Source organism: Haloplanus sp. GDY1, assembly GCF_023703775.1.
In the GTDB taxonomy this organism is placed as follows: Archaea; Halobacteriota; Halobacteria; order Halobacteriales; family Haloferacaceae; genus Haloplanus; species Haloplanus halophilus.
Genome location: NZ_CP098514.1, coordinates 1452903 through 1478293, shown reverse-complemented (window position 1 = coordinate 1478293; position 25391 = coordinate 1452903). Strand labels below are relative to the sequence as shown.

Annotated in this window: 21 protein-coding genes; 8 read left to right on the top strand and 13 right to left on the bottom strand. The window is 65.9% G+C overall.

What is annotated here, in order from left to right; all coding sequences use genetic code 11:
- Positions 1-142: 142 nt before the first annotated feature.
- Positions 143-571, bottom strand: a complete 429-nt coding sequence (locus NBT67_RS07890) for a universal stress protein (protein WP_251344300.1) — start codon at positions 569-571, stop codon at positions 143-145.
- A gap of 784 nt (positions 572-1355) precedes the next feature.
- Here NBT67_RS07890 and NBT67_RS07885 point away from each other — a divergent pair.
- A complete protein-coding gene (locus tag NBT67_RS07885) occupies positions 1356-3293 on the top strand; it encodes an archaea-specific SMC-related protein (protein WP_251344299.1) in 1938 nt (645 codons plus the stop codon).
- Between the two features lie 15 nt (positions 3294-3308).
- Here the strand turns inward: NBT67_RS07885 and rdfA are convergent, their stop codons facing one another.
- Together rdfA and NBT67_RS07875 are read right to left on the bottom strand one after the other, a co-directional pair.
- Positions 3309-3929 (bottom strand): rod-determining factor RdfA, encoded by a 621-nt coding sequence (rdfA, locus tag NBT67_RS07880; protein WP_251344298.1) that lies wholly within the window; start codon positions 3927-3929, stop codon positions 3309-3311.
- Between the two features lie 483 nt (positions 3930-4412).
- On the bottom strand, positions 4413-5183 hold the full coding sequence (locus NBT67_RS07875; RefSeq protein WP_251344297.1) for a DICT sensory domain-containing protein: 771 nt from the start codon (positions 5181-5183) through the stop codon (positions 4413-4415).
- 116 nt (positions 5184-5299) lie between these two features.
- Between NBT67_RS07875 and NBT67_RS07870 the strand changes: the two genes are divergently transcribed.
- A complete protein-coding gene (locus NBT67_RS07870; protein WP_251344296.1) occupies positions 5300-6457 on the top strand; it encodes a glycosyltransferase in 1158 nt (385 codons plus the stop codon).
- 7 nt (positions 6458-6464) lie between these two features.
- On the opposite strand, the gene NBT67_RS07865 is transcribed toward NBT67_RS07870, so the two are convergent.
- On the bottom strand, positions 6465-7562 hold the full coding sequence (locus NBT67_RS07865; protein WP_251344295.1) for a glycosyltransferase family 4 protein: 1098 nt from the start codon (positions 7560-7562) through the stop codon (positions 6465-6467).
- Between the two features lie 120 nt (positions 7563-7682).
- On the opposite strand from NBT67_RS07865, the gene NBT67_RS07860 reads away from it, so the two are divergent.
- From NBT67_RS07860 to NBT67_RS07850, 3 genes are read left to right on the top strand one after another with little or no spacing between them, the layout of a single operon-like run.
- Complete coding sequence (locus tag NBT67_RS07860) at positions 7683-8909, top strand: glycosyltransferase (protein ID WP_251344294.1); 1227 nt, start codon at positions 7683-7685, stop codon at positions 8907-8909.
- A gap of 39 nt (positions 8910-8948) precedes the next feature.
- A complete protein-coding gene (locus NBT67_RS07855; RefSeq protein ID WP_251344293.1) occupies positions 8949-10415 on the top strand; it encodes a sulfatase-like hydrolase/transferase in 1467 nt (488 codons plus the stop codon).
- 22 nt (positions 10416-10437) lie between these two features.
- Complete coding sequence (locus tag NBT67_RS07850) at positions 10438-11385, top strand: alkaline phosphatase family protein (protein ID WP_251344292.1); 948 nt, start codon at positions 10438-10440, stop codon at positions 11383-11385.
- Here NBT67_RS07850 and NBT67_RS07845 read toward each other — a convergent pair whose 3' ends face one another.
- The 6 genes from NBT67_RS07845 to NBT67_RS07820 form a co-directional block, all read right to left on the bottom strand.
- Entirely contained in the window at positions 11386-12285 is a 900-nt protein-coding gene (locus tag NBT67_RS07845) for an alkaline phosphatase family protein (RefSeq protein ID WP_251344291.1), read from the bottom strand.
- A 135-nt stretch (positions 12286-12420) separates the two neighbouring features.
- On the bottom strand, positions 12421-13317 hold the full coding sequence (locus NBT67_RS07840; protein ID WP_256474709.1) for a glycosyltransferase family 2 protein: 897 nt from the start codon (positions 13315-13317) through the stop codon (positions 12421-12423).
- 70 nt (positions 13318-13387) lie between these two features.
- Positions 13388-14836 carry an O-antigen ligase family protein gene (locus NBT67_RS07835; protein ID WP_251344289.1) on the bottom strand — a complete coding sequence of 483 codons (1449 nt, stop codon included), beginning with the start codon at positions 14834-14836 and terminating at the stop codon, positions 13388-13390.
- A 56-nt stretch (positions 14837-14892) separates the two neighbouring features.
- Positions 14893-16407 carry a flippase gene (locus tag NBT67_RS07830; protein ID WP_251344288.1) on the bottom strand — a complete coding sequence of 505 codons (1515 nt, stop codon included), beginning with the start codon at positions 16405-16407 and terminating at the stop codon, positions 14893-14895.
- A 40-nt stretch (positions 16408-16447) separates the two neighbouring features.
- Positions 16448-17269 carry an LTA synthase family protein gene (locus NBT67_RS07825; RefSeq protein WP_251344287.1) on the bottom strand — a complete coding sequence of 274 codons (822 nt, stop codon included), beginning with the start codon at positions 17267-17269 and terminating at the stop codon, positions 16448-16450.
- Between the two features lie 152 nt (positions 17270-17421).
- Positions 17422-18021 carry an FkbM family methyltransferase gene (locus NBT67_RS07820; RefSeq protein ID WP_251344286.1) on the bottom strand — a complete coding sequence of 200 codons (600 nt, stop codon included), beginning with the start codon at positions 18019-18021 and terminating at the stop codon, positions 17422-17424.
- Positions 18022-18427: 406 nt separating this feature from the next.
- Here NBT67_RS07820 and NBT67_RS07815 point away from each other — a divergent pair, with 406 nt between their 5' ends.
- Both NBT67_RS07815 and NBT67_RS07810 read left to right on the top strand, forming a co-directional pair.
- Positions 18428-19543 (top strand): DUF4330 family protein, encoded by a 1116-nt coding sequence (locus NBT67_RS07815; protein ID WP_251344285.1) that lies wholly within the window; start codon positions 18428-18430, stop codon positions 19541-19543.
- A gap of 314 nt (positions 19544-19857) precedes the next feature.
- The gene (locus tag NBT67_RS07810) at positions 19858-21090 is read left to right on the top strand and encodes an MFS transporter (RefSeq protein ID WP_251344284.1); all 1233 of its coding nucleotides are present in this window, start codon (positions 19858-19860) and stop codon (positions 21088-21090) included.
- Positions 21091-21568: 478 nt separating this feature from the next.
- Here the strand turns inward: NBT67_RS07810 and NBT67_RS07805 are convergent, their stop codons facing one another.
- The gene (locus tag NBT67_RS07805; protein ID WP_251344283.1) at positions 21569-22615 is read right to left on the bottom strand and encodes a dipeptide epimerase; all 1047 of its coding nucleotides are present in this window, start codon (positions 22613-22615) and stop codon (positions 21569-21571) included.
- Entirely contained in the window at positions 22612-23688 is a 1077-nt protein-coding gene (locus NBT67_RS07800) for a DUF1611 domain-containing protein (RefSeq protein ID WP_251344282.1), read from the bottom strand. Before NBT67_RS07800 ends, NBT67_RS07805 begins: the two co-directional genes overlap by 4 nt.
- Positions 23689-23826: 138 nt before the next feature.
- Between NBT67_RS07800 and NBT67_RS07795 the strand changes: the two genes are divergently transcribed.
- Positions 23827-24885: a M20/M25/M40 family metallo-hydrolase gene (locus tag NBT67_RS07795; RefSeq protein WP_251344281.1), complete on the top strand. Its 1059-nt coding sequence runs from the start codon at positions 23827-23829 to the stop codon at positions 24883-24885.
- Positions 24886-24931: 46 nt separating this feature from the next.
- On the opposite strand, the gene NBT67_RS07790 is transcribed toward NBT67_RS07795, so the two are convergent.
- The gene (locus tag NBT67_RS07790) at positions 24932-25390 is read right to left on the bottom strand and encodes a hypothetical protein (RefSeq protein ID WP_251344280.1); all 459 of its coding nucleotides are present in this window, start codon (positions 25388-25390) and stop codon (positions 24932-24934) included.
- Between the last annotated feature and the right edge of the window lies 1 nt (position 25391).

The window sequence follows — 25391 nt, the reverse complement described above, 5'->3', positions numbered from 1 at the left end:
CCGACCCAACCTCCCATCACCCAAAAGACGACCCTAGCGGCAAAAGTTTCTCCATAATGGGGCGTGTCACCGAAGCGGAGACGGCGCTCACGCCACGTCGCGGCGGCGTCGAGAGCGCGCTCGTGGGACTGACCGGGCGTCGTCAGCCCTCGGCCATGACGGTGACCACCGGACGGTCGGCGTTCAGGAGGATCGACTGCGTGACGCTCCCGAAGAGGGCCTTCCCCACGGGCGACTGCTTTCGTCCGCCGACGACGAGATATCTGGCGTCTTGGTCCCGCCCGTACTCGAGGACGCGCTGTGCGGGATTGCCCACCAGGCCGACCGGCGTGCAGTCCACCCCGTCGACGACCGCCTCGCGGGCGATCTCGGTCGCCGCGGCCTCGAGCTCCGACACGTCGATCGTCTCGCCCGTCCGTTCGTAACTCGTCCGCTCGAGGCTCCGAAATTCGGACTCGTTGAGGCAGTGGACCACGTGCAGTTCCTCGCCGAATCTCGACGCGAGCGTGCGTCCCTCCTCGACCGTCCGTCGCTCGTCCCTCGATCTATCGACTGCAGCCACGACAACCATGTGCGGCGCTACTTCCGTCACCGTCTAAAGACTGACGGAGCGCCCGCCGCCCGGCGAGACGAACGCGTTCCGCAGGGGGGTCGACTCGCGACCGCCGTCGCACTGATGGTAAACGCCGTCGGCGAGCGCGGACGCCGAATCCCCGGAACGGCCGGTCGGTCGGTCCCTCCCGATCCGAGAACCGCCCGAAGTGCCGCCGTAGCGCCGCCGAACGGCGTTCCCAACTGCGTTCGCTATCAGTGAATGTCCCGTGTCGGCGGAACACGTCGGTGCCCCGAACGGCGGACTCGCCCGAATCCGTGGCGTGTGGTACCGGCCCACACCCCCGAACCGCCGCGTCCGATTCACCATGCGAGGAACGGCGCCCGCCGACCACGGCGATCCGTGTGGGTCGGCGTGGTGGGTCGACGCGCCGTCGCACCCCGAGTGTACGGTTCCGGCTTCCGGACCGATCGCGGGCGTCCACTCATGGGAAATGCAGTCGGACGCCGCGCGGACACCGGCGTCCGCGGCCACCGCGTCGGTCGGTGGCCACCCCGGCATCGGAGCCCCGTCGACGGCTCCGCCGGTTCGTCACCGCCGGGCGATGCGCCTTCGAGGCGACTCCGGAGCCGTGTCGGACGGGCGTAACTAACGTATCGGCGTTATTCCACGGGTCGATCACTCCCCCGCTGTCGAGGCCGACCCCCGAAACTAACAGGAATAGGATCGTTATTCCATTCGGCACACGGATCGGGTGACCGTCGACAGTACTTTTTTATGCGGTTAGACCCTCGTGACGCGCATGACGAAGCAGAAGGGAATCGAGCGGACGGCCACGTTTCGAGTGCAGAAGGTCGGCGGAATCGACGAGACGACCGTCGACGTCGACCCCGGTGTGACGGTGTTGACCGGGCGCAACGCGACGAACCGCACGTCGTTTCTCCGATCGATCATGGGCGTCATGGGAAGCGACCGCGTCTCGCTGAAGGGCGACGCCCAGGAGGGTCGAGTGGAACTCGCACTCGGCGGGGAGACGTACACGCGAACGCTGACGCGGACCGACGGCACCGTGACGACCGGGGGTGACCCGTATCTCGACGACCCCGAACTCGCGGACCTCTTTGCCTTCCTCCTCGAATCCAACGAGGCCCGCCGGGCGGTCGCGAGGGGCGGCGACCTGCGGGAACTCATCATGCGGCCGGTCGATACGGAGGCCATCCAGGCGGAGATCAGGGAGTGCGAACGGGAGCGGGATCGGATCGACGAGGAACTCGCCGATCTGGAGGAGCTGAAGGGCGAACTCCCCGAACTGGAGGAGCGACGGAGCCAGCTCGAGGCCGACATCGAGGACAAGCGCGAGGAACTGGCGGCCAAGGAGGCGGAAATCGAGTCGCTCGACGCCGACGTGGACGAGACTCGGGAGGAGAAGCGGGAACTCGAGGCCCGACTCGACGACCTGCGGGAGAAGCGTGCCGCCCTCGAACGCGTCCGGTCGGACATCGACCTCCAGCAGGAGAGCATCGAGTCGGTGACGGGCGAGCGGCGCGAACTCGAGTCGGAACTGGAGGAGTTGCCCGAGGCGCCGATGGGCGAACACGACGAACTCGAACGCGAGATCTCGCGCCTCCGTGACCGGCGGGACCGTCTCGAAAGCGACGTGAGCGACCTCCAGGACGTGATCCAGTTCAACGAGGACCTGCTGTCCGGCGGCGACGATTCGGTCGCCGACGTGCTGGAACCCGACGACGGGTCGGTGACGGACGAACTCGTCGACGACACGGTGGTCTGCTGGACCTGTGGCTCCGAGGTGTCGTCCGACCGCATCTCCGATACGCTCGATCAGTTGCGCGAGGTCCGGCAGGAGAAACTCGACACGATCCGGACGCTGGAGGCGGAGTTAGAGGAGCTGAAGGAGGAACAGCGCCGCCACCGCGAGCGACAGCAGCGCCGCGAGACGGTGGAGCGAAAGCTCGACGACCTGGACGACGAACTCGACCGCCGCGAGGACACGCTCGACGAACTGCGCGAGAAGCGGTCCCGACTCAACGACGACATCGACGACCTCGAATCCGAGGTGGAGGAACTGGAGGCCGAGGAGTTCGGCGAGGTCCTCGACTTACACAAGGAGGCCAACCAGCTGGAGTTCGAACTGGGCCAGCTCGAGTCCGACCTCGACGACGTGACCGACCGGATCGGGGACGTCGAGGACCGCCTGGCCGAGGAGGACGCCCTCCGGGCGGAGCGCGAGGAACTCAGCGAGGAACTGACGGACCTTCGGACGCGGATCGACCGGATCGAACGGGAGTCCGTCGAGGGGTTCAACGACCACATGGACGCGGTGCTCGACCGTCTCGGCTACGCCAACCTCGAACGCATCTGGATCGAGCGGGTCGAACGCGAGGTTCGCGAGGGCCGACGGAAGGTCGACCGGACGGCCTTCGAACTGCACGTGATCCGCAGTACGGACTCCGGTGCGACCTACGAGGACACCGTCGATCACCTCAGCGAGAGCGAGCGCGAAGTGACGGGCCTGGTGTTCGCCCTCGCCGGCTACCTCGTCCACGAGGTGTACGAGACGGTCCCGTTCATGCTGCTCGACTCCCTGGAGGCCATCGATTCGGCACGACTCGCCGATCTGGTCGACTACGTCGCCGACCACCCGCAGTTTCTCGTCGTCGCCCTCCTGCCGGAGGACGCCCAGGCGCTCGACGACGACTACGCACGGGTCACGGAGATCTGACGACCGGGACTCGCCTTACGATCCGTCGCAATCACAGCCCCCGCGCTCCAGCAACTCCACGACGCCGTACTGCGCGCCACACTCCTCACAGAGCACGTCCACGTCGACGAACAGCCGAAACTCTCCGAGCGTCAACTGCTCGGTCGACCGAAGGCGGTCCAGGCTCCCCTGAACGACCGAATCGAGCCGTGACCGGAGGCGCTGGATCGTATCGACTACGTTCTCGACGCGGTCCTCGTCGCTCGTCCCCTCGTACTCGGCGTCCCGGTACGACGTGAGGTACGATCTGATCGCCTGGTAGGTGACGAAATCCGATTCGAGGTCGTCGACGTCGACGCCGTTTCGCTCCAGACGGGCGCGGGCCTCCATGCGCATGCCGCTACTCACGTCGTCGGCCGTCAGCAGCCGGTAGAGGTTGTCGACCTCCCCGTCGACCGTCGACATCCCGGCGTCGCTCAGGACCGATTCGAGGAGCCGTCGATTGAACGTGTCGGCCAGATCGCGGAGGCTCCTGCGCTGGGGGCCGTCGGCCGTCCAGAGCGCCTCGAGTTCGTCCCCGAACGCCTCGTCGAAGCCGTACGCGTCGATGAGCCTCGCCACCTTGCTCGACGGCCTCCCGTCCGCGTCGTCTGCCATGTGTTGGCCACGACTACGGCGAGCAACCCCATATACTTGATGACGGGGCCGTCAGATCCATAAAATAATAGATATTCGATACTTGTTCGAGAATGTATTATTTCCTTTCAGTTGTAGTGGTATGATATGGCGCGGAGGTGACGGATACTGCCCCGATACTGAAGAAATAGTGAATATTTCGCGAAAAATTCGGAGAAAAATCGGTGAAATTTCCGAAATCAGGGATTCCGTGGTCTTGGAACGATCGAGGGATCAGACCGATTTGACGGGGATAGACGACCCACGAAGCCCGGAGAACCCCCGATAGACGGACCGTGTTCGTCTTTCCGCCTTCGATACATATCGAATTACGATGTATTCTCGATATCGGATAATTCTCCGGTCGTCGCGGCGTCGGCGACGCTCGGGGTCACGGTGTTCCGCGTGCGCGCGGGTTCGGCCACTCGCGCAGGCGCGGGAGCGGAGCGCTCCCCTGCCGGCGCGTCACAGGGCGCGTTCGATGTATCGGTTGACGGCGCGGACCCGGTCGGGACGGAACGTCCACAGGCCCTCCCACTCGTCGTCGTCGACGCGTTCGGCGACGAGTGCCCCGGTTCGGTGGTCCCCGTTCTCGGCGTGGTGGACGACGAACCACGAGGAGCGAAACTCGCCGGCGTAGCCGGCGTGGATGACCCCCGGAAACGACTTCGACGGCAGCCAGTCCGGCACGCCGTAGACGTGTACGTCCACGTCCGTCGAGCCGAGTTTCCGGTACACCGTCCGGGTGCCCCGCTCGTCGTCGAGTCTGGAGAGCCGCTGGAAGGACGACCTGAGCCGCCCGCTCTCGTGTTCCCAGGCCAACCGCTCGATGTACCGCGACATCACGATGAGCGGCAGTTTCTCGGAGTGGGAGGCCGGATAGCCCCGGACCCGGAACGGCGTCTCCGCCAGCCCTTCGAGGACTGCGGGGACCGTCACGTCCTCCAGGCGCTTCGTGCCCGTGGTGTAGAGGTCGGAGTTGACGAGCAGTATCTCGTCTTCGAGCGCACGGAGCGGCGACGACGCGACCACGTCGTCGCCCTCCAGCAACAGCACCACGTCCTCCTCGGCGTCGGGGACGTCGAGTTCCGCCACGTCGACGGTCTGTTCGGCGAACAGCTCCGCCAACATGTCGTGAATCGGCTGCGGTCGCGTCCGGTTCACGACGGCCAGCGAGCGGTCCGCCACCTCCCCGCTCCCGATGAACGACGAGAGCGAGTCCGGTGGGTCGGTCATTCGCTACCGGATTGTGGGAGCGTATAAATAAAATCCCTCCCCCGGCGGCGGTGTACTCGCCCCCCGCGACCCCCACCTTGATTAGGATAGCCGACACGTTCTCACCGGGGTACCGCATGGACCTCCTCCACTGTAACAAGTTCTACCACCCCGAAATCGGCGGCATCGAACAGGTGGTTCGCGCCACCGCCGAGGGGATGGCGCGGCGGGGACACGCGAATCGCGTACTGGTGGCCGTCCCGCGCGGACGGGGCGCCAGCGAGCGGGTCGGTGGCGTCCCCGTGACCCGCACGGCGAGTCTCGGCGTGGCGAAGTCGGTACCGCTGTCGCCGACGTACCCCCCTCACCTCGGGCGGGCGAGCCGCAGCGCCGACGTCGTCCACCACCACCTGCCGAACCCGCTGAGCGTCGTCTCGCAGCTCGCCACGCCGTCGACGGACGCGGCCGTCGTCGCGACCTATCACAGCGACATCGTGCGACAGCGGGGCGCCCTCCGGCTGTACCGACCGCTCCTCCACCGCTTTCTCGACGCGCTCGATCACGTGTTCGTCACGTCGCCGCCCCTCCTCGAACGCTCGGCGCACCTCGCGCCGTACCGGGAGAAGGCGTCCGTCGTCCCCCTCTCCATCGACCTCGACGACTACGGCCGCCGCGTGCCGGCCGTCGAACTCCCCGGGCGAGCGGATCGCCCCACGCTGCTGTTCGTCGGCCGACTGAACTACTACAAGGGCGTCGAGTACCTGCTCGACGCGATGCCGGCCCTCGATGCGGACCTGCTCGTCGCCGGGTCGGGCGAGCGCCGTCGCGAACTCGAGGCCCGCGCCGACCGCCTCGGCGTCGACGACCGGGTGTTCTTCCTCGGCCGCGTCGGCGAGGACCGCCTCCACGCCTGCTACGACCGCGCCGACGTGTTCGTCCTCCCGTCGGTCGAACCGAGCGAGGCGTTCGGCATCGTGCAACTGGAGGCGATGGCCTACGGCACCCCGGTCGTCAACACCGACCTCCCGACCGGGGTGCCGTGGGTGAGTCGTGACGGGGACACCGGGGTGACGGTGCCGCCCCGGGACGCCGACGCGCTCGCGACGGCCATCGACGCCCTGCTCGCCGACGCCGGGCGGCGACGGACGTACGGTCAGCGCGCGCGCGAACGGGTCGAGCGCCGCTTCGGCCGGGAGCGGATGCTCGACACGCTGGAAGCGGCGTACCGGGCGCTCGTCGACGAGGGATCGGACGCCGTCGCGGCGGCCGTCGACGACGCGCGGACCTCGACGTGAGGCCGGGCTACCGGCCGTCGGCAACCTCGCGGTACACCGCCATCGTCCGCCGGGCCGCTCGCTCCCAGGTGAACGCCCGGGCACGCACCCGGCCGCGACGCCGCAGGTCGTCGCGCACCGTCTTCGCCGCCGTGACCCGCTCCATCGCGTCGGCGAGCGCCGCCGGCCGCTCGGGATCGACGAGCAACGCGGCGTCGCCGGCCACCTCGGCCATCGCGCCCCGGTTCGAGGTTATCACCGGCGTGCCGGCGCTCATCGCCTCCAGAATCGGGAGTCCGAATCCCTCGTACAGCGACGGGAAGACGAAGGCCGTCGCCTCCCGATAGAGCCACGAGAGCGTCGATTCGGGGACGAACCCGAGCGTTCGCACCCCCTCGGGACGGGGGGCGTCGCCGTCGGCGAACACCTCTCGGCTGGGTCCGGCGAGGGCGAGCGTGGCGGGATCCTCGACCCGGTCCCGGTATCGGTCGTAGCTCTCGACGAGCGTCCGCAGGTTCTTCCGGGGGTTCATCGCGCCGACGAAGAGGAGGAACGCCTCGCCGTCGAGCGACGCGACCGGCGATCCCGCCGAGCGGTCGCGCGGCGTCACGCCGTTGTGTATCGGAACCGTCCGCTCGGCCGCCGCGGGGTATCGCTCCACGATTTCGTCCCGGGCGAACCCGGAGACGGTGACGATCCGGTCGGCCGTCCGAACCGTGTGGGCGGTCAGGAGGCGGTAGAGCGCGCCGTACGCCGCCGAGAACCACTCCGGGTGGACGACGGGTGAGATGTCGTGGATCGTCGCGACGGTCGGCGTCCCCGTGTACGGCGGTGCGCCCGCGGGCGCGTGGAACACGTCGAGGTCGTACCGTCGCAGGGCGACCGGGAGCCGAACCTGCTCCCACAGATGCGCGCGGAGACCGCTGTGTGGCGCCGGTTCGGGCGCGAGACGGAGGCCGTCGGCGGCGTCGAGGCTCGCGGGCCGGTCGTCGAGGCCGAACAGGACGAACTCCGCGTCGTCGGCGTGGCCGTCGCCGAGCGCTCCGAGGAGACTCGCGGTGTATCGACTCACCCCGGTCGGTTCGGGCTTGCCGAGGACGCGGGCGTCGACGCCGACGGTGAGCATCGACGACGAGTAGGTCGGTCGGCGAGGTAAATGGTTGGGTATCTAATCACTGTGCTGCCGGCAGCCGACGACGCGTCGGCGGATCAACACCTATATGACCGTCCCCCGAACTGACGTTCGATGATTGACATCTGTCTGGTCAACGCGCTCTTTCCCCCCGACGCTCACGGCGGGGCGGAACAGTACGTGCGCCGCGCGGCCCACGGGTTGCAAGAGCGCGGGTTCGAGGTGGCGGTCGTCACGTCGAAGCCCTACGACGGCCCGTCGTCGCTGCGGCCGACCGTGGAGGTCCACGACGGCCTGCAGGTCTGGCGCTTCTACCCGCCCAACCTCTCGCATCTGAGCGACGGCACCGGCGACGGCATCGTCGAGAAGGCCCTCTGGCGCGGGGTCGACCTCGTGAACCTCCCGGCGGCCCGCGCCGTCGGAACGGTCCTCGACCGCCTCGATCCCGCGGTCGTTCACACGAACAACCTCTTCGGCATCTCGACGCTGGTCGGGCGGGCGGTCCAGCGCCGGAACGTCCGTCACGTCCACACCCTCCACGACTACGGGCTGGTCTGTCCCAAGAGCAACCTCCTCCGGGACCTGACGGCCCCCGAGGGGGAGCGCGTCGTCTGCGAGGACCCGCCGCTCCCGTGTCGGGCGTACGCCCGTCAGCGCCGGTCGACGCTCGGGACGCCGGACCTCGTCACCGGGCCGAGTCAGCACGTCGTCGACGTCCACCGCGATCACGGCTTCTTCGACGGCGTCGAGACCCAGCGGCTCCGACTCGGCGTCGACGACGTCGCCGACAACCCGCCGCCGGTGACCGACGAGCCGTCGCTCCTCTACGTCGGCCAGCAACTGGAGGCCAAGGGGCTGGAGACGCTGTTCGCGGCGGCGGATCGGCTCCCGGACGTGACCGTCCACGTCTGCGGGACCGGCCCGTACGCCGACCGAACCGAAGCCGCAGCCGCCGAACGGGACAACCTCCACTACCACGGCTTCGTCTCCGAGGAGCGCCTCGCCGACCTCCGTCACACCGCCGCCGCCGCCGTCGTTCCCTCCATCTGGATGGAGAACTCGCCGATGACCGTCTACGAGAGCTACGCCGCTGGCCTCCCCGTGATCGGGAGCGACATCGGCGGCATTCCGGAACTGATCGATCCCGGGGAGACGGGCTTTCTCTTCGAACCGGCTGACGTCGACGGCCTGGTGACGGCGATCCGTCGGCTGTTCGCCGCGGATCGCGAGCCGCTACAGCGCGGGGCGCTGGCCTGGGCCCGCGAACACACGATGGCCGCGCACGTCGACCGACTGCTCGACGAGGCGTATCGGCTGTCGGCTCCCACGGCTGTCGACTGACCGACACAAATATGCCGACGTGCCGAGAGCGTTCACCCGATGGCGGCCCCACACGTGTTCGTTCTCGTCGGCGACTGCCTCCGCGCAGCGAACGCGACGGCGGCGACGCTGCCCTCGCTGACGGGGCGACCGGCGGTCGAGTTCACGCGCTGTTACACCCCGGGTACGTGGACCAAGCCCTCTCACGCGTCGCTCTACAGCGGGCGACTGCCCGTCGACCACGGCGTGACCCGCCGCGGCGACGTGCTGTCCGGGGCGCAAGCCTCCCTCCCCGACCGGGCCCGCGACGCCGGCTACCGGACGGCGCTGTTCAGCGAGAACCCCACGTTCAGCGCGCGCACCGGCTTCCACCACGGCGTCGACTACGTCGACGACTCCATCCACCGGAAACCCGTCCGCTCTGCGTTCTCGCCGGACCACCACGTCGACGACGTCGACGTCGGCGCGGCGCTGACCCTCCTCCGCGAGGTGAGCCGTCGGCCGAACCGTGTCGCGAACCTCGCGAACCTCGCCTACGGGCTCGTGACGGAACTGTCCGGCGTCGACGAGACGGCCTTCCCGCACCACGGGCGGCGGGTGATCGACCACCTCGACGGGTTCGTGGCGCGGCACGCCGACCGACCCCTGTTCTGTCTCGTGAACCTGCTCGACACCCACAACCCGCATCACGCGCCGCCCGACGCCGGCGCCGCCGCGCTCGGCCTGTCCGTCCCCGACGACGAACGGCGCGCCCTCGCGGCGGCGAACGACGACCGGCGGTACCTGTTGGAGCGTGCCCCCCTGCCCGCGGCGACCCGCGACCACTTCGAGTCGTGGGACGCCGTCTTCGCGCGCCGCGAGCGGATCTACGACGCCCAGATCCGCCATCTCGACCACCTGATCGGCGGGTGGCTCGACGGCCTCCCAGACCGGGTTCGCGACGAGTCGCTCGTCGTCGTCACCGGCGATCACGGCCAACTGTTCGGCGAGGAGGGTGGGCTCGGCCACCAGACCTCGCTGCACCCGCACGGGATCCACGTCCCGCTGTACGTCCTGCCGCCCGCCTCGTGGGAGACGGGTCGGGGGGTCGACACGCCGGTATCCTGGCTCGGCCTCTCGAGAGCGCTCGACGGCGTCGTCGACGGCCGCGTTCGGGGCACCGACGCGTTCGTCGACGCGGCGGTCGAGGGCAGTCGAACCGACGGCCGGGTCGTCGTCTGCGCCGACGGGCCCACCTGGAGCGTCGCCGACCTGCGGGGGCGGTACGACCGCGAGGCCGTCGACGCCGTCTGCGTCCGCAAGGTCGGTTTCGTCGACGACGACGCCATGACGGTCTACGAATCCCGATGGGCGGAGCCGGCGGTTCGGCGACTGCGGTACGATCTTGCCGACGGCTCGCGGACGCTCCGCGAGGAGGCCGACGACGCGACGCCTCCCGACCGATACGCGGCGTGGCTCCGACGCGGCGGCGAGGCGGCCGTGTCCGCGGCGACGTCGGCGCGACTGCGACGGCTGGGGTATCTGTGACCTCCCGCCGACCCGTGGATTGATGTTCTCTCACGTTGACATTCGCTCGATGGACGTCCTCGGCTGGCTCTCGGATTCCGCCGCTCGCGTTCGCTCCGACGGCGCCGACGGCGCTCGCGAGTCACTCCGCCCCGCCTACCACAAGGGACTGCAGGGACTCTCCCGGCTGCGACCTCCCGGGACGCCGATCTACGACCGTGACTGGGACCTCCTGGTCGTCGTCGACGCGTGTCGACTCGACCTCATGCGCGAGGTGGCGCCCGGGTACGGGTTCGTCGACGAGGTTCGGGCAGTTCGCTCGCTGGACAGCATGACCCTGCAGTGGATGCGCCGGAACTTCGTCCCCGAATACGGCGCCGAGATGGCGGAGACGGCCTACGTCTGTGGCAATCCCTTCTCCGCCGAGGCCCTCGACGCGGACGAGTTCCGCGCGCTCGACGAGGTCTGGCGGTACGTCTGGGAGGACCCGGGGACCGTGCCCCCCCGAGCGATCACCGACCGGACCGTCGCGGCGGCCCGCGAACACGACCCCGACCGCATCGTCGCCCACTACATGCAGCCACACTGTCCCTTCCTCTCCCGTCCCGAGATGACGCGGGGCAAGCGCCTCGACCGGTTCGGAGACCAGGAGTGGGAGGACGTCTGGCAGAAGCTCCGCGCCGGCCGGGTCGGACGCGAGGAGGTCTGGGCCGGCTATCGCGAGAACCTCGAACTCGCGATGGACGACGTCGAACTCCTGCTGGCGAACGTCGACGCCGACCGGGCCGTGATCACGTCCGATCACGGCAACGCGCTGGGGGAGTGGTTCGTCTACGGCCACCCGCCCGGGATGCCGATGGACTGCCTGCGCGTCGTGCCGTGGATCGAGACGACGGCCGTGGACCGGGGGACGCACGAACCGACGACGGAGGCCGAATCCGGGACGGAGACGGATCGGGCGGCGCAGTTGGCGGCGCTGGGGTACGTGTGACTACGCCACGTAGCCGAGGTTCCGGAGCTGTTCCGCGACCGCCCCGTCGTCGATCTCGTCCCGTTCGCGCGGCCGTTCGGCCACGATTCGCTTTCGCTCCCCGCCGTCTCGGACGTGCCACGGGACGGTGACGAGTTCGTCGACGTAGACGCCCGCCGGGTGGCCGTAGGCCCGGAGCGGAACCGGAAAGAGCCGCTCGCCCAGCAGCTCCCCGTGGTCCGAACTCACGACCGTCCTCCCCGTCAGCGATGCCAGCAGGCGCTCGGCCTCGCGAAGTGCCATGTCGACGTTCTCGCGATACGCATCCGTGAGCAGCGAGCCGGTCACGTCGTGCTCCCGCGACACTTCCCCGAGCGTCGCCGTGGGATCGAAGTGTGCCCGGCCCGTCGGCCCGATGAACGGATAGTGGGGCTGGACGTAGTGGACGAGCAGTCGCTTGTTCGGATACGCCTCGGCCGCCTCCAGCGCGTGCTCGGTGACCGTCTCCGGCGGGACGACGGTGTTTTCCTTCCCGACGAGGTTGTCGTCCTGCCAGACGTCGACGTACGCGTGGACCTCGGCGTCGATGTCGTCGACGACCTTCCGGTAGTTCGGGTTCGCGGAGACGTACACCACGTCGTGGAGTCGGCGACCGGTGAAGTTGGCGCGGACCCACTCGCGGGTCGCCGACGCGCGAGAGGTTCGGGACTCCAGCCGTCCGTCGAGGGTCGACCGCTCCGCGAAGTAGTCGTAGCGGCAGGCGTCGAGGATGAGCAAGTTGTCCCAGTCCGCGGCGAAGACGTCGACGCCGTCCGCGTTGTAGGCCCCGTTTCGGGCGGCGTAGTAGAGGCGGTTCAGGTGGTGGGCGGCGAGTTGGCGGAGTGGGGTGTCGGGGAAGAGGTGGCGCACTGTCCCGCTCATGAGACGATGTCTCAGTGGCCCGTATTAATGTCTGAGATCCAACTCATCTCTCCCCCCCACCGAGGGTCAATAACGTCTTCATCTGCGAGGCGGCGGGTGTAGAACCGCATCTGTCTTTCCCGTTTTATAGACGGATCAGGATTCTTGACGAGTCTTACCTATTATTGACTTACCAAGGAGACAGTAAGGTCGATATCGAAGTGGATGCCACTTGATCGATTCGATGAGATATCGCCTTGCAACGGGTTCGTGTCCCAGTCGGAGCGCATAGCCGGCCACATTTTGAGCACACATACTTCTCCACTGGCGATAGTACCGCCACCCGAATGACCGAGCTAGTGATTCGTATTTCTCTACAAATAGTGGCTGGGTTTTCTTAGACAGTTGTTCGAGATCGTCGCTAAGATGATCGCTTCCCTCCATGTGGCGCGTGACAAGTGGTTCGTTGATTGGCTTGAATTCTCCGTGCTGAGAGAGTCTAACGTACCATTCTTTATCCTGCCAGCTTGGGAATCGCTCGTCTAAATTGCCTGCTTGGTCAACAATCTTCGACCGAATAAGTATCGTAGAAAACGTACCGACGACGTTTTTTTTAAGCAATTGCTTAGTCAAATCACCTTCCGCAGTTGCTGATTTGTATGATGTTCTCTCGTCTCGATTTATTCGTATCCCGGAGTATACGATACTTACCTTGTTGGATTCCGAGTTAATTACGGATATCTGTCGATCAATCTTCTCTGGATGCCACTCGTCATCATCATCCAAAAATGCGATATAATCTCCAGATGCTGCTTGTATCCCGGTGTTTCTAGCTGCGTTTGCTCCCTGATTGCTCTCATGGCGAATCGTTTGCAGAATCTTGTTTTCTGCTATGATATCCCCGATAACATCCGTTGCAGGACGATCTGAATGGTCGTCTACGATGATTATTTCGATTGGATCGTATGTCTGTTCTAACACAGACAAAACTGAACGACATAAACGGTCATTTCTATTGTACGTGGGAATAATGACACTAACTAGTGGCTTCATTTCTTTGGAAATGTGAACGAGTGTGTGATATGACTGTGGATCGTCAATGACTGATGTTCCGACTGGGCTCTCATCTTGTCTGGTTGCTCTCCTCTAGTTGTCGCCATGGGGCGGTAACTGCGAGTCCAAGCACTACCCACGTTGGCCGGCCGAAACTCCCCTGAAATGAGGCTTCGATAGCAACGGCTGTCCCACCTGCAAGCAAGACTATCGCTAGTGTGGCCCGTTCCGTTTGAGTCGCCGTCCGAACAAGCTGTCTCACTCCCACGTAGACAGCGACCAAAAAGAGCGCTAGCGCTGGAACTCCCGATTCGGCTCCCAACCGAACCCACGCCGTGTGGATCACGTGTCGAATCTCGACGACCTCCCGGAACTGGCCCGGGCCGGTGCCGAACAGCGGCCGGTCGAGCATGAGCAAGACCCCCTCCCTGACTTGGCCGAGGCGTGCGACGAACGTCCGGCGCCCGGCGCGAATCAGCGTTCGTGCGCCGAGCAGTGCGATCGGGAGCGACACCGTTCCACCGACGAGCGCCCCGAACCCCATCCGACGGCGCCAGTGTGTCGGCCCGTGGACGAGGGTCCAACAGACGCCGGCGAGTGCCAGGATGCCGACGGCCGCCGCCAGTGCCAGGTACGTACTTCGGGACTGGGTGATGACGACCGCGAGGACGACCGCTCCGGCGCCACCAAGCGCGATCCGGGAGCGTTCCTGCCACCCGCGGACGGCCAGATACGGAGCGGGATAGAGCAGGAACATTCCCAAAATCCCGAACGAAAGCGGTAGGGGGTACACCCGACCGACGGGCATCCGTATCGGCCCGAACGTACGCGGGCGGAGGGTTCGTGGCTCCATCGGGAGTTGGACCACCGTTGCGAGAAGGGTGAGGACCGCGATACCGGCGGCAGCGACAGCGCCGGCCAGGAGTACCCGCTCTGCATCCCGGTGGTTGTCGACGTACAGCACCACGGCACAGAGCAACAGCCAGTGGCCGATGGGCTGGGTGAGCTCCCGAACCGATGCCCCGGTCGCGGCGATCGAGCCGGCCATCCACCCGAGCAAGGCGGTGATGGCGACGACGGCACCGATGGAGGCGGTCGTTCGCTGCAGCGCTCCCCTCCGTAGCGCGTCCAGTCCGAGGACGACGACGGTGACCAATACGAGCACGTCCGGAAGCGAAAACATCCCGACTTCGAACGGACCGAGCGGGAGAGAGACGATCAGCGCCATCATCAGCAAATCGACGAGCGGTCGTCGTTCCAGTATGGGTGTGAACGTCGTTGACGATGTGGCTGCAGCACGGACGGTTGCGGGAACTAAGCGAGCCCGGTACGAGTCGAGTGGCACGAACCCCTCTGGTGATGCTGTTGCCCACCGGTAGAGTCGACTCCCACGAAGAGAGGACTTCACCTTGGCGCCAACGGGGTTCCGTGCGAGGAGTTCGTCCACCCGGAGAAGTGCAGTGGCAATCGATGACGAGCGCCATGTCCTACCGATCCGTGACTGCTCGTCGAGCGACATTACCGTTCGCTAAACGTGTTGTATATATAATATTTCCTCCGGTCTGGTGACTCCCCTCACTCAAGACGCGGCTTGAGATTCTCCGCGAAGAACCGCCGGTCTTCGTCTTCGAGCCCGAACAGCACGAGCGCCCCCGCGAACGCGAACAGTCCCGTCGCGGTGCCGACGATGAGCACCGTATAGCCCGTGAGAAGGAACTTCCAGCCGGCCATGACGAGGATGCTTCCACCTCCTGCGACGAGCGGTTTCCAGTACTTTCGCGAGTAGGGAATGATCCCTTCGGTGTAGCCCACCTCCACCACTCGGACGACGTTGATGAACGCCAACGTCCCGGCGGTCGCTGCCGCTGCACCGATGAAGCCGTATTCGAGGATGAATGCGTAGTTCAACACTACGTTGAGTAACCCCAGTATCCATTGATTGGCCATATTGAGATACTGGTGGTCGGTCATCATCAGCAGATAGCCACTTGGACCGACCGCACAGTTCGTCAACTGTGCCACGGCGAACAGGCTTAGTACGGCTGCGCCGCCCGAGAACTCGCTCCCGAAAATCCGGAGCAGTTCGGACCCGTATATGATCAACGTGAGCGCTGCGGGGAGTACGAGGGTAAACACCCACCGGGTAACGATCCGATACGTCGCTTCCAGTTCGGCCATCTTGTCGTCGGAGTATAGCCCCGAGGCAATGGGTGGGAAAAGCTGGTTTACCCCAGCTAACGGGAGCGTGAGTAGGGTCGCAACTAGGATCGAAATACGGTAAATACCAACTGCTGATCCCGTTAGGAAGAATCCCACCATCAGAATGTCCACGCGGGTGTAGAGCTTTTGACCGAGGTCCTTCAACGTCAGCGGCAGCGAGAAGTTGTAGAACTGCGAGACGTTCACCCGTGACCGGTCACCCGTGGGACGGATATCCGTCCTTGCAACGAGGAACGATACCGCTGTACAGAAGGTCAATATTGCTCCGACAGCTACTGCCGAGACCGCTCCGATGAGTGAGTACCCGAGTGCGAAGGCCGCCGATACGCCGATGATTCGAACGAGCGGCTCAATAACATTCGAGACGAGAATCTGGTATTCAAGCTTCTCAAGGGCTCGAAACACAGCGTTGGTCAAATTGATCATCGTATTAAACGGAAGAACGAGCGCCAAGATACGCAACACATCGACCAACAGCGGATCGTTGAGAGTGTACTCGGATACGATCGGTGCCGCGTAGAATATACCGACCCCGATGAGTACACTCGCGAGTAGTGCAGTTAGATAGGCAAGTCCGGTGACCGAGTTCCGGCCTAGTGGGTCGTCGTCATAGGACGGAATGTACCGAAGGAGCGATTTTCCAGTCCCGAGCCGAGCGAATACAATCAGAAATCCCGTGATGGTGTTCGCGTAGGTGTAGATTCCGTAGAGCGCGGCTCCAAGCGTCTGTGTGAGGATTAGATTGAACAGGAAACCGAGTCCGTTGGCGGTGAGCTTCCCGACGAAAAACAGGGATGCCCCCTTACTGATCGTCCATAGGGAATCTTCACTCTCGGCATCGTTGTTCCTGAATCCTGTCATTTCAACCATCTCATCGCCACACGTCTGTCTTTACCCCCACGAAGCGGTATCACGTCTCGGTGTATCCGAGATTGGCGAGACGTTCGGAAACTACGTCCGTGTCCTCGTTCCGGACTCTCCGAGGCGTCTCGGCGTTCACCTCCTTTCGGGTTTTACCGTCGATGATCAGCCACGGCACTTTGCGAAGTCCCTCAGTGTATGTTCCCCTCGGGTGACCGTACCTCGCGCTACCAAATGGTAGTATGCGCTCGCCAACAAGGTTGCCGTGATCGGATGTCACGACCGTCTTTTCGGGAAATTCGTTGACGAGTCGCTCAACGTGTGGCAGTACTACCGTCAGATTCTCGTCGTAGGCGTCCAGAGCGCTCCGCTCGTCGATTGCCCCTGACTCGATAAGTTCCCATACTGTCGGGTTGTCCCGCGAAGCTTCTCCGTCGGTCACCGCTCGGTAGGTGTGTTCGAAGCCGGCGTGATCTCCCAGTGATTCCGAAGAGTTGCCGATGAACGGATAGTGGGGTTGCATGAAGTGTACGATGAGCCGTTTGTTTGGATACTTCTCGTGGGCACTAAGTGCCGCTTCGGTGACTTCCTCCGGCGGAACGGTCTTTTGTTGCTCATCCCAGCCGGTATTCCAGACATCAACGACGGAGTGGAATACGTCCCCGAGATTCAGGGTTCGGTACATCGGATTCGCAGTGACGTACACCGTATCGTGATGGATCGAGTCGTGGAAATTCTTCTCCAAGAATTCCGGCGTGGCTGACCCGAGCGACGTTCGTGCCTCCAGATTCCCACAGATAGTATTCAACCGAGTGAACTGATCGTACCGACAGGCATCAAGAATGAGTAAGTTATCCCAGTCCTCGTCCATGATGTCGCAAGTCGATTCGGATGGACGAAACGTTGCTCGCAGATACCATTTCGCTACGAGCTCCCTTATCCGGGCCCCCACCTTTCCAAGTAATATCCGTACTCCCTCCTCTCGAAGGACCCTGAGACCTCGCCGTGGGAGTGATGTCATACTCATTTTCGGGCTTTAAGCAGTACTTCTGAGCCACGCGTCCGGTTCCGCTCTACCGTGAAGCCACACGCCTCCAGTTGGGCCTGCAAGTCCGCCATTGTTGATCCGAAGTCCTCAATTGATGGGCGATGCTTGACGTTTGATAGGTGTACTTCACAGAACACTAGCCTACACTCCTCGGATGAGAGTGTGTCCGACATTCCTTCTATGACGATCGGTTCAGATCCCTCGAAATCGATTTTGACTACGTTGGGTTGCGGAACCTCCCCGTCAGCAACCAACTGATCGCCACTAGTCGTTGGAACTTCTATCGTCTGATTCGAGTCGGACGGATCCACCGATGCGGAGCCGTATCCAATATCCGGCTGTTCGGGCTGGTTAAAGCTGATAGTGCCTTCTGTGTTTGTCAGTGCGACCTCTCTGACTTCCACATTATCTGCTCCATTGCGTGAGATGTCGCGTTTGAGCAACGCGATGTTGGGGGGATATGGCTCGAAGGCGACGACGGTTCCGCTCTGGCACAGTTTGGAGACGAAGAGCGTGTAGAGTCCGGTGTTCGCGCCGATGTCGAAGAAGATGTCGTCCGATTCGATGTCCTCCATCAACTCCGAAACTTCCTCTTGTTCCGTTTCGAACCGATTCTTGTTGCGCTCAACAACCGTTGCGTTCGGTGAGGAGAACGACACTTCAATATCTCTCACGCACAGGGTGTATGACCCGCGAAGTTTCCAGTACAACGGCGACAGTAGGTATCTGCCAGTCTTAGTTAGTGCCGCGAGGGGCCCCTCGTTTTTCAGAATTCGAATCCCTCGTTGTATTGGAAATCCCACGCTAATCGATGTTTTTCGTGACAATATATAATTGTTTTTGAACCGTCCTTTTCGACGGACCTCTCGTCCGATTACCAGTTGCCACAGACGATTTAGTGACTGATCTTGTTTCTTGAAAAGCCGATATTGGATTCACAACAAGATTTTATCGCCTTGGACATTTGATACAGTCAACACGATGCACCTCCTCGACGACCAGGGCCGCGTCTTCGGCATCGTCAACGTCATCGACCTCCTCGCGGTCCTGTTCGCCCTCGCCGTCGTCGTCGCGGGCGTCGCCCTCGTCTTCTCGGGCGGATCGGGCGGCGATCCGGACCTCGGCACGCGCTACGTCACGGTGGACCTCGGCACGCAGCCGGACTACGTCACCGAACGGATCGACGCTGGTGACGCGGCGGCGTACGAGACGGGCAACCTGACCGTCACCGACGTGTACGCCACGCCCGCCGGGGGCGGCGGTGCCACGGTGACGATTCGGGCCCGCGTCGTCGGCCAGCGGGCGGCGGAGTCGCCCGACTCGGCGCCGCTCTCCGTCGCCGGCGACGCCCTGCTCCTGGGTCGGGAGCTCCCGGTCGAGACGGACGAGTACCGCGTCTCCGGGACCGTCACGGCGGTCGAACGCGGCGACGACACGCTGGCCGTGTCGCCGACCCCGATTCTCCTGACGACGACGATGCCGGCGACGCGGGCGTCGGCCATCGACAGGGGTGATACCTACGCCACGAACGGTCGGGCGCTGGCGACCGTCGAGTCGGTGACGGCCTATCCGGTCGGGAACGGCTCGACGCGGCGCGTCCTCCTCGGCCTCTCGCTCGAGACGATCAGCCGCTCCGGCGGGCGTCACTTCGGCGGACAACCCGTCGCGCTCGGGCGGTCGCTCTCGATTCCGTTCGACGACTACGACGTCCGGGGGGAGGTGACCCGCCTCGGCCGGTCGACGCCGCCGGGGGAGGTGTCGACGACGACGGTGGTGTTGCGGCTGTCGAACGTGGCGCCCGAACGCGCGACGAACGTCCACGCCGGGTTGACCGAGCGCGTCGGCGACACGCGGTACGCGGTGGTCACCGACGTCCGGATCGCCCCGAGCGAGGTGGTCCTCACGAGCCAGGACGGGAACATCTCGCTCCACGACCACCCGCGAAACCTCGACGTCACGCTGACCGTCGACCTCCGGACCCGAGAGACGGGGACGGGGCTCACGTTCCACGGCGAACCGCTACGGCTCGACGAGCGGATCCTGCTGGTGTTCGACGCCCTCTCCGTCCGCGGGACGCCGATAGAGATCCGCGGATAGGTCACGCCCGCCGGGGGCGGTGGCGGCGGGAAGCCACGCCCCTAGCGGCCCGACTCTCAGCCGGTCCGCGGGTCGTCCCGCGGGGCTTCCTGGCACTCCTCTAGGTGTTCGGGCATGGATTCGACGCGGTTCCCACAGAACGGACATTCGGAGCGCATGTGTCGACTCGGCGATCCTTCGTCCCGGCGGGTTTTGATACTCCCGTTCAAATTATCCGATCTGGTAACCGACCGGTCCGCGGGGTGGACTCCGTCCAACCGGCAAAGGTGGATGCCTCCGGGTCGCTCTTTACCCCTCCCACCGTCCGCGGACACGTGTCCCGCCTCCGTCGAACGGTCGCCGACACCGTCGCCACGCTCCGGGGCGACGGCCGTGGATGGATCCTCCTGACCGTCGCCGTCGGCTGGCTGTTCACGCTCGGCCTGCGCTTTCTCGTCCCCGCGCTCCTGCCGCAGGTCAAGACCACCTTCGGCCTCGACAACGCCGCCGCCGGCCTCGCCGTGACGGTCATCTGGGGGTGTTACGCGCTGATGCAGTTCCCCGCGGGGTTGCTGGCCGACAGACTCGGGGAGCGGACCGTCCTCGCGACGAGTCTGGCGCTGAGTGCCGGCAGCCTCGCCCTCCTCGCCGCCGCGCCGCTGTTCGTCGTCTTCCTCGCCGGTGCCGCGGCGTTCGGCATCGGGTCCGGACTCTACGGCCCCGCGCGCGGCACCTCGCTCTCGAAGGCCTTCCCGCGGAACGACGGGGCCGCCTTCGGCATCACGCTCGCCGCGGGGAGTCTCGGCTCCGCGGTCATCCCGCTCGTCGCCGGGGCCGCCGTCGGCCTCGTCGGGTGGCGGCTCCTCATCGGCGGGACGATGCCCGCCTTCTTGGTGGTCGCTGGCCTCGCGTGGACGACGCTGCCCGAACCCATCGAGTCGCGGACGCGGCCCGACGGCGGCGACCGGACGGCCGAGTCCCTCTCCGTCCGGGACGCGCTCCGGGGCCTCCCGCGGGCGCTCCGCGACCGGGACGTCGTCCTCGCCACCGTGGCCCTGACGTTCTACCTCTTTGCCTTTCAGGGCCTGACCGCCTTCCTGCCGACGTACCTCGTGAGCCACGAGGGCATCGGGCAGAGCGTCGCCGGCGTCATCTTCGCCTCGCTGTTCGTCGGCGGGGCGATCAGCCAACTCGGGATCGGATCGGCGGCGGACCGCTTCGGTGCCCGACCCACGCTCGTCGCCGTCGCGGGCGTCGCCGTCGTCACGCTGCTCGCCGTCCCGTTCGCCGACGGCCGCCTCGTCTGGGTGGTGCTGGTCTTCCTGCTCGGCACCCGGATGGCCATCGCCCCGGTGACGAACTCCTACGTCGTGGCGCTGCTTCCGGCCGACGTGCAGGGGGCGGCGTGGGGGTTCCTCCGAACCTGTCTGTTCCTGGTGGGCTCGACCGGCTCCGTCTTCGTCGGCACGATGGCCGACGCCGGCCACTTCGACGCCGCCTTCCTCGCCCTCGGCGGTGTCACGGCCGTCGCCGTCGTCTGCTACGCCGGGCTCTCGCCGGACGCGTGACGGGCTGTCCCGACCCCCCGCCCGCGACCGCATCGAATCTATATCAGATCTTGAGATTATATTCGAATCTGATAGTTATTTCTGAATGATACCTTTGCCGTCCCGCCGACCGGTACGGTGCCCCCACGACCGGGACGGTCCGGAACCGGAACGGCCGGCGCGGTTCTCGGGCCGACGCGGCGGCGATCACCGCCGGACACGAGCCGTAACGCCCCGTAACCGACGACTCGGGCGGCCACCGCTCGCGCACCGCCGTCGGTTCCGACGTCGCGCCCCGTCCGTGGCGCCGTTCGCCGGTTTCACTCCGGTAGTTCCCCGCTGCGGGAGCTATCGCGCGTGGCTGGACGCTCCCGTCGACGCGACGCTTTGCTCGGGCACCCGTGCGCCGCTCTCGGCTCCGGCCGCGTTCGGCTGCGAATGTACGACACTAGATATTAGTGAGATAACATAATTTGGCGGACATACTGCTCCGGGACGCTCACGGCGTCACCCCGTGGCCGGGGCCGGAGATCTCGTGTTCGGGGCCGTCGTCGTCGAGGACGTCCTCCGCGAGGAGGCGGTTGCCGTCGAGGTCGACGTACGTGAACGCTCCGAGTCCGGCGACGACGTGTGCGCTGGTGTGGATGCCGACGGCGCTTTCGAGCATGCACCCGATCATCAGGTCGAGGTCGGCTCCCGTCGCGATGGCGGCGATGTCCGCGACAGCGAGCGGTCCGGACTTCCCCAGTTTCGCGTTGACGACGTCGGCCGCTTCCTCGCGGACGATCCGGACGGCGTCCGCGGGTGTGAACACCGCCTCGTCGGCCGCGATCGGGACGTCGACGCGCTCTCGGACCCGGGCGAGTCCGGCGACGTCCGACGCGGGGACCGGCTGTTCGATCAGTTCGAGCGCGACGCCGCCGTCCGCCACCCCGTCGGCGAACCGACACGTCTCCGTGACCGTCCATCCCTGGTTCGCGTCCACCTTCAGTGAGGCCTCGGGGACGGCACGGGCGACCGCCCGGACGCGTTCGACGTCGTCGTCGACGTCGGTTCCCGTCTTGATCTTCAGGTGGTCGTAGCCCGCGTCGGCGGCCCGTCTCGCCCGGTCCGCCGCGCGTTCGGGCGCGAGTATCGGAATCGTCATGTCCGTCGTGACCGGCGCCGGGCGCCCGCCGAACAGCGCCGAGAGCGGGATGTCGACCTCGCGGCAGTAGGCGTCGAGGAGCGCCGTCTCGACGGCGAAGAGCGCGGACACGGCCCCCGGAACCGCGGCCCGGATCTCCCCGACGAGGTCGCGGTAGTCGGCGACGTCCTCGCCGTCCAGCAGGTCGGCGAGGGTGCGAGCGGTTTCGACCGCCGCGGCCCGCGTCTCACCCGTGATCGGTGGCAGCGGCGACCCCTCGCCGTAGCCGACCGCGCCGGCTTCCGTTTCGACCGTCACCAGGACGTTCGCTGCCGTCCGCCGCGTGCCGAGGCTGATCTCGAAGGGCTCCTCCAGCGGGTGGTCGAACGGCTCGACCGTCACGGAGACGACGTCGCTCACTCTCCCGACCCCGCTCGGTCCGTCTCCCCGCCCAGCGTCCCCGTGACGGCCGCGAGCAACGCCTCCGTCCCTCCCTCCTCGTAGACGTTTGCCACGGGGAGGTCGTGGCGCGACCCCTCGGTTTCGGAGTCGCCCCACGTCGATATCGCGGCCACGTCGGCGTCGGACAGGTCCTCGACCAGCCGCACTTCCGCGTCGACCCCCGACACCTCGAAGGAGTCGAAGTGGGTCCGGGTTCTCCGGTCGGGGTCGTCCGCGATCACGACGGCGTCGGGCCAGCAGCCGTGCAGGAGCGAGAGCGTCACGCCGGAGTAGGCCCGGTGTGTCAGCGCCGCCTGTCCCTCGACGAAGACGAGTTCGTGGGCCTCCCCGACGGCGGTCACCATGTCCTCGACGACGCCCGCGGTGAAGTCGGCCGGTACCCGGTCGATGACGACGCCCTCGTGTGCGCCGATCATGATGCCGGTCTGTCCGGTCGCGACCCACCCGGCGTCGTATCCCGCCTCGCGGGCGGCCCGGTAGAGGAGATACGTCGTCGTCCGTTTCCCGACCGCACAGTCCGTCCCCAGCGTGAGCACGACGTCCGCGTCCACGTCGTCGACCGATCCGTCGCCGACCCGGAGGTCGTCGCTCCCCGGTGGCTTCCGCACGTCGAACAGTCGCGTCCCGTACCGGTCGGCCAGGCCGGTCCAGTGTTCGTCCTCCGAGAGGAACACGTGCAGGCCCGAGACGACGTCACAGCCCGCCCGGATCGCCGTCTCGATGTCGTCGACCCACGCCTCGGGGAGGTTCCCCCCCGCGGGCGCGACGCCGATGACCAGCGCCTCGACCTCGGGGGCCTCCGTCAGCGCGGCGCCGACCGACTCCACGATCGGAACGTCGGGTGCGTCGCGGTTCTCGAGGACGTCCGACGCCGAGCGGCCCGCGGTCTCGGAATCCACCACGACCCGCGTCTCGAACACCTCGCTGCTCGTGACGATGCCGTTCGCGGTCTTCCCCTCGGCCGTCCCGAACTCGCCCTCCGCGAGGACGATGGCCGGGGCGGGCGCCTCGAAGTGGTCTCGAAGATCCATACCGTCCCCTTCGGGCGAACGCACCTAATCTTTCCTCCCTCTCATGAGAGGGGCTCGACGCCGGGACGCGGGGCCGTTCGCCCCGACTGTCCGGGGATTGATACGAAAAGATATGTACGAGGCGGGAGACGCATCGGTATGGGATCCGTAGCGCGACTGGAGCGACTGATGCGAATCGAGAGTCACGACGGCGTCGACGAGATTCAGGAACACCTGCTGGACACCGTCGACGGCGCGGAACTGGACGACACCGGCTGTGTGTACGCCGAGAAGCGCGGCGACCGCGAGGGGCCGCGAATCGTCCTCAACTCCCACATGGACGTCGTCTCCCCACACGTCGAGTTCGAGCGCGACGGCGACGTGATCCGTGGACGGGGCGCCTGCGACGCCAAGGGGTGTCTCGCGCCGATGATCGACGCGTTCTCGCGCGTCGACCCCGACGCGGGGAGCGTCCACCTCGTCGTCTCTCCGGACGAGGAGACGACACAGCGGGGTCTCTACGAGTACCTGTCCGACGGCATCGACGCCGACTTCGCAATCGTCGGGGAGCCGACCGGGCTCGACGTCTGTCCCTCGGCGCGCGGTCACTACGACCTCCTGGTCGAGCTGTACGGCGCGTCGGCACACGGGGCCACACCCGAGAGCGGCACCAACACGACGGTGTGTGCCGCCGAGGCGATCACCCGGATCACCGAGTTGCCCCACCGAACGGACGAGACGCTCGGGTCGAACAACTTCACGCCCACGATCATCGAGGGCGGCAACCGCCCGAATCAGGTCCCCGAGTACACGAAGTTCGTCGTCGATTACCGAACCGTTCCCGGCGAGTCGCGCGAGGACGCCATCGAACACGTCGAGGGGGTCCTCCGGGAGCTTGTCTGTGAGTACGACATCGGCTTCTACGACGGCGGGTCGTCCTTGGCCTCGTTCAAGACGGACGCGGACGACGAGTTCGTCGTCGAGTTCGGGGAGCACGTGGCGTCGGTGCGCGACGCGGCCCCGGCCGTCCGGCCGTTCGACGCCGCCACGGAGGCGGCGTTTTTCGCCCCGCACATGCCCGTGGTCGTGTTCGGCCCCGGTCTGATCAGCGACGGCGACCAGGCCATCGCCCACTCCGAACACGAGTTCGTCCCCGTCGAGCAGGTCGAACGGGCCGAGGACGCCCTCACGGGGTTCCTCGCGGCCACGCTCTCGTAGCCTCTCGGGTCCGTCCGCTCCCCCCGTGACGACGAGGGGGGAGCGATCAGATGATGCCCTGTAGCGACAGGACGATCTGAGCGATGATCGCGGAGCCGAAGAACGTCCCGAAGAAGACGAACACGGCGACGACGACCAGTTTCCAGCCGATCTGCTTCAGGCGATCCATCTGCAGCGAGACCGAGAGCCCCGCGTACGCCAGGATCGGCGTGGCCGTCGCGAGGAAGCTGATCCGGTCCGTGTACCGCAGGAAGACCTCCTGTGTCGGCGAGAAGGGGAGCGCCAGCAGCATCGCGATGAAGATGGCGTACGCGAACGAGGGCAGCTCCAGCGGAATCTCACGCGACAGGAACAGCGAGACGATGCCGATGGCGACGATGAGGGCGATTCCCGGGATCGATTCGACGATCCCCGCGTCGTAGCCCACGGTGTTTCCGATCAGCGTGATGATCCCGACGATGACGAGCATCGCCAGCGCGTTCGTGACGAATTCGGTTCGATCCATG

Excerpts from the sequence above, each read along its gene's own strand:
- NBT67_RS07890 (WP_251344300.1), bottom strand. The coding sequence starts at position 571 with ATGGTTGTCGTGGCTGCAGTCGATAGATCGAGGGACGAGCGACGGACG.
- NBT67_RS07860 (WP_251344294.1), top strand. The coding sequence starts at position 7,683 with ATGATTGACATCTGTCTGGTCAACGCGCTCTTTCCCCCCGACGCTCAC.
- NBT67_RS07825 (WP_251344287.1), bottom strand. The coding sequence starts at position 17,269 with ATGGACGAGGACTGGGATAACTTACTCATTCTTGATGCCTGTCGGTAC.
- NBT67_RS07800 (WP_251344282.1), bottom strand. The coding sequence starts at position 23,688 with ATGGATCTTCGAGACCACTTCGAGGCGCCCGCCCCGGCCATCGTCCTC.
- NBT67_RS07870 (WP_251344296.1), top strand. The coding sequence starts at position 5,300 with ATGGACCTCCTCCACTGTAACAAGTTCTACCACCCCGAAATCGGCGGC.
- NBT67_RS07830 (WP_251344288.1), bottom strand. The coding sequence starts at position 16,407 with ATGGTTGAAATGACAGGATTCAGGAACAACGATGCCGAGAGTGAAGAT.
- NBT67_RS07885 (WP_251344299.1), top strand. The coding sequence starts at position 1,356 with ATGACGAAGCAGAAGGGAATCGAGCGGACGGCCACGTTTCGAGTGCAG.
- NBT67_RS07845 (WP_251344291.1), bottom strand. The coding sequence starts at position 12,285 with ATGAGCGGGACAGTGCGCCACCTCTTCCCCGACACCCCACTCCGCCAA.
- NBT67_RS07835 (WP_251344289.1), bottom strand. The coding sequence starts at position 14,836 with ATGTCGCTCGACGAGCAGTCACGGATCGGTAGGACATGGCGCTCGTCA.
- NBT67_RS07820 (WP_251344286.1), bottom strand. The coding sequence starts at position 18,021 with ATGGAGGACATCGAATCGGACGACATCTTCTTCGACATCGGCGCGAAC.
- rdfA (WP_251344298.1), bottom strand. The coding sequence starts at position 3,929 with ATGGCAGACGACGCGGACGGGAGGCCGTCGAGCAAGGTGGCGAGGCTC.
- NBT67_RS07865 (WP_251344295.1), bottom strand. The coding sequence starts at position 7,562 with ATGCTCACCGTCGGCGTCGACGCCCGCGTCCTCGGCAAGCCCGAACCG.
- NBT67_RS07795 (WP_251344281.1), top strand. The coding sequence starts at position 23,827 with ATGGGATCCGTAGCGCGACTGGAGCGACTGATGCGAATCGAGAGTCAC.
- NBT67_RS07855 (WP_251344293.1), top strand. The coding sequence starts at position 8,949 with ATGGCGGCCCCACACGTGTTCGTTCTCGTCGGCGACTGCCTCCGCGCA.
- NBT67_RS07850 (WP_251344292.1), top strand. The coding sequence starts at position 10,438 with ATGTTCTCTCACGTTGACATTCGCTCGATGGACGTCCTCGGCTGGCTC.
- NBT67_RS07790 (WP_251344280.1), bottom strand. The coding sequence starts at position 25,390 with ATGGATCGAACCGAATTCGTCACGAACGCGCTGGCGATGCTCGTCATC.
- NBT67_RS07815 (WP_251344285.1), top strand. The coding sequence starts at position 18,428 with ATGCACCTCCTCGACGACCAGGGCCGCGTCTTCGGCATCGTCAACGTC.
- NBT67_RS07875 (WP_251344297.1), bottom strand. The coding sequence starts at position 5,183 with ATGACCGACCCACCGGACTCGCTCTCGTCGTTCATCGGGAGCGGGGAG.
- NBT67_RS07840 (WP_256474709.1), bottom strand. The coding sequence starts at position 13,317 with ATGAAGCCACTAGTTAGTGTCATTATTCCCACGTACAATAGAAATGAC.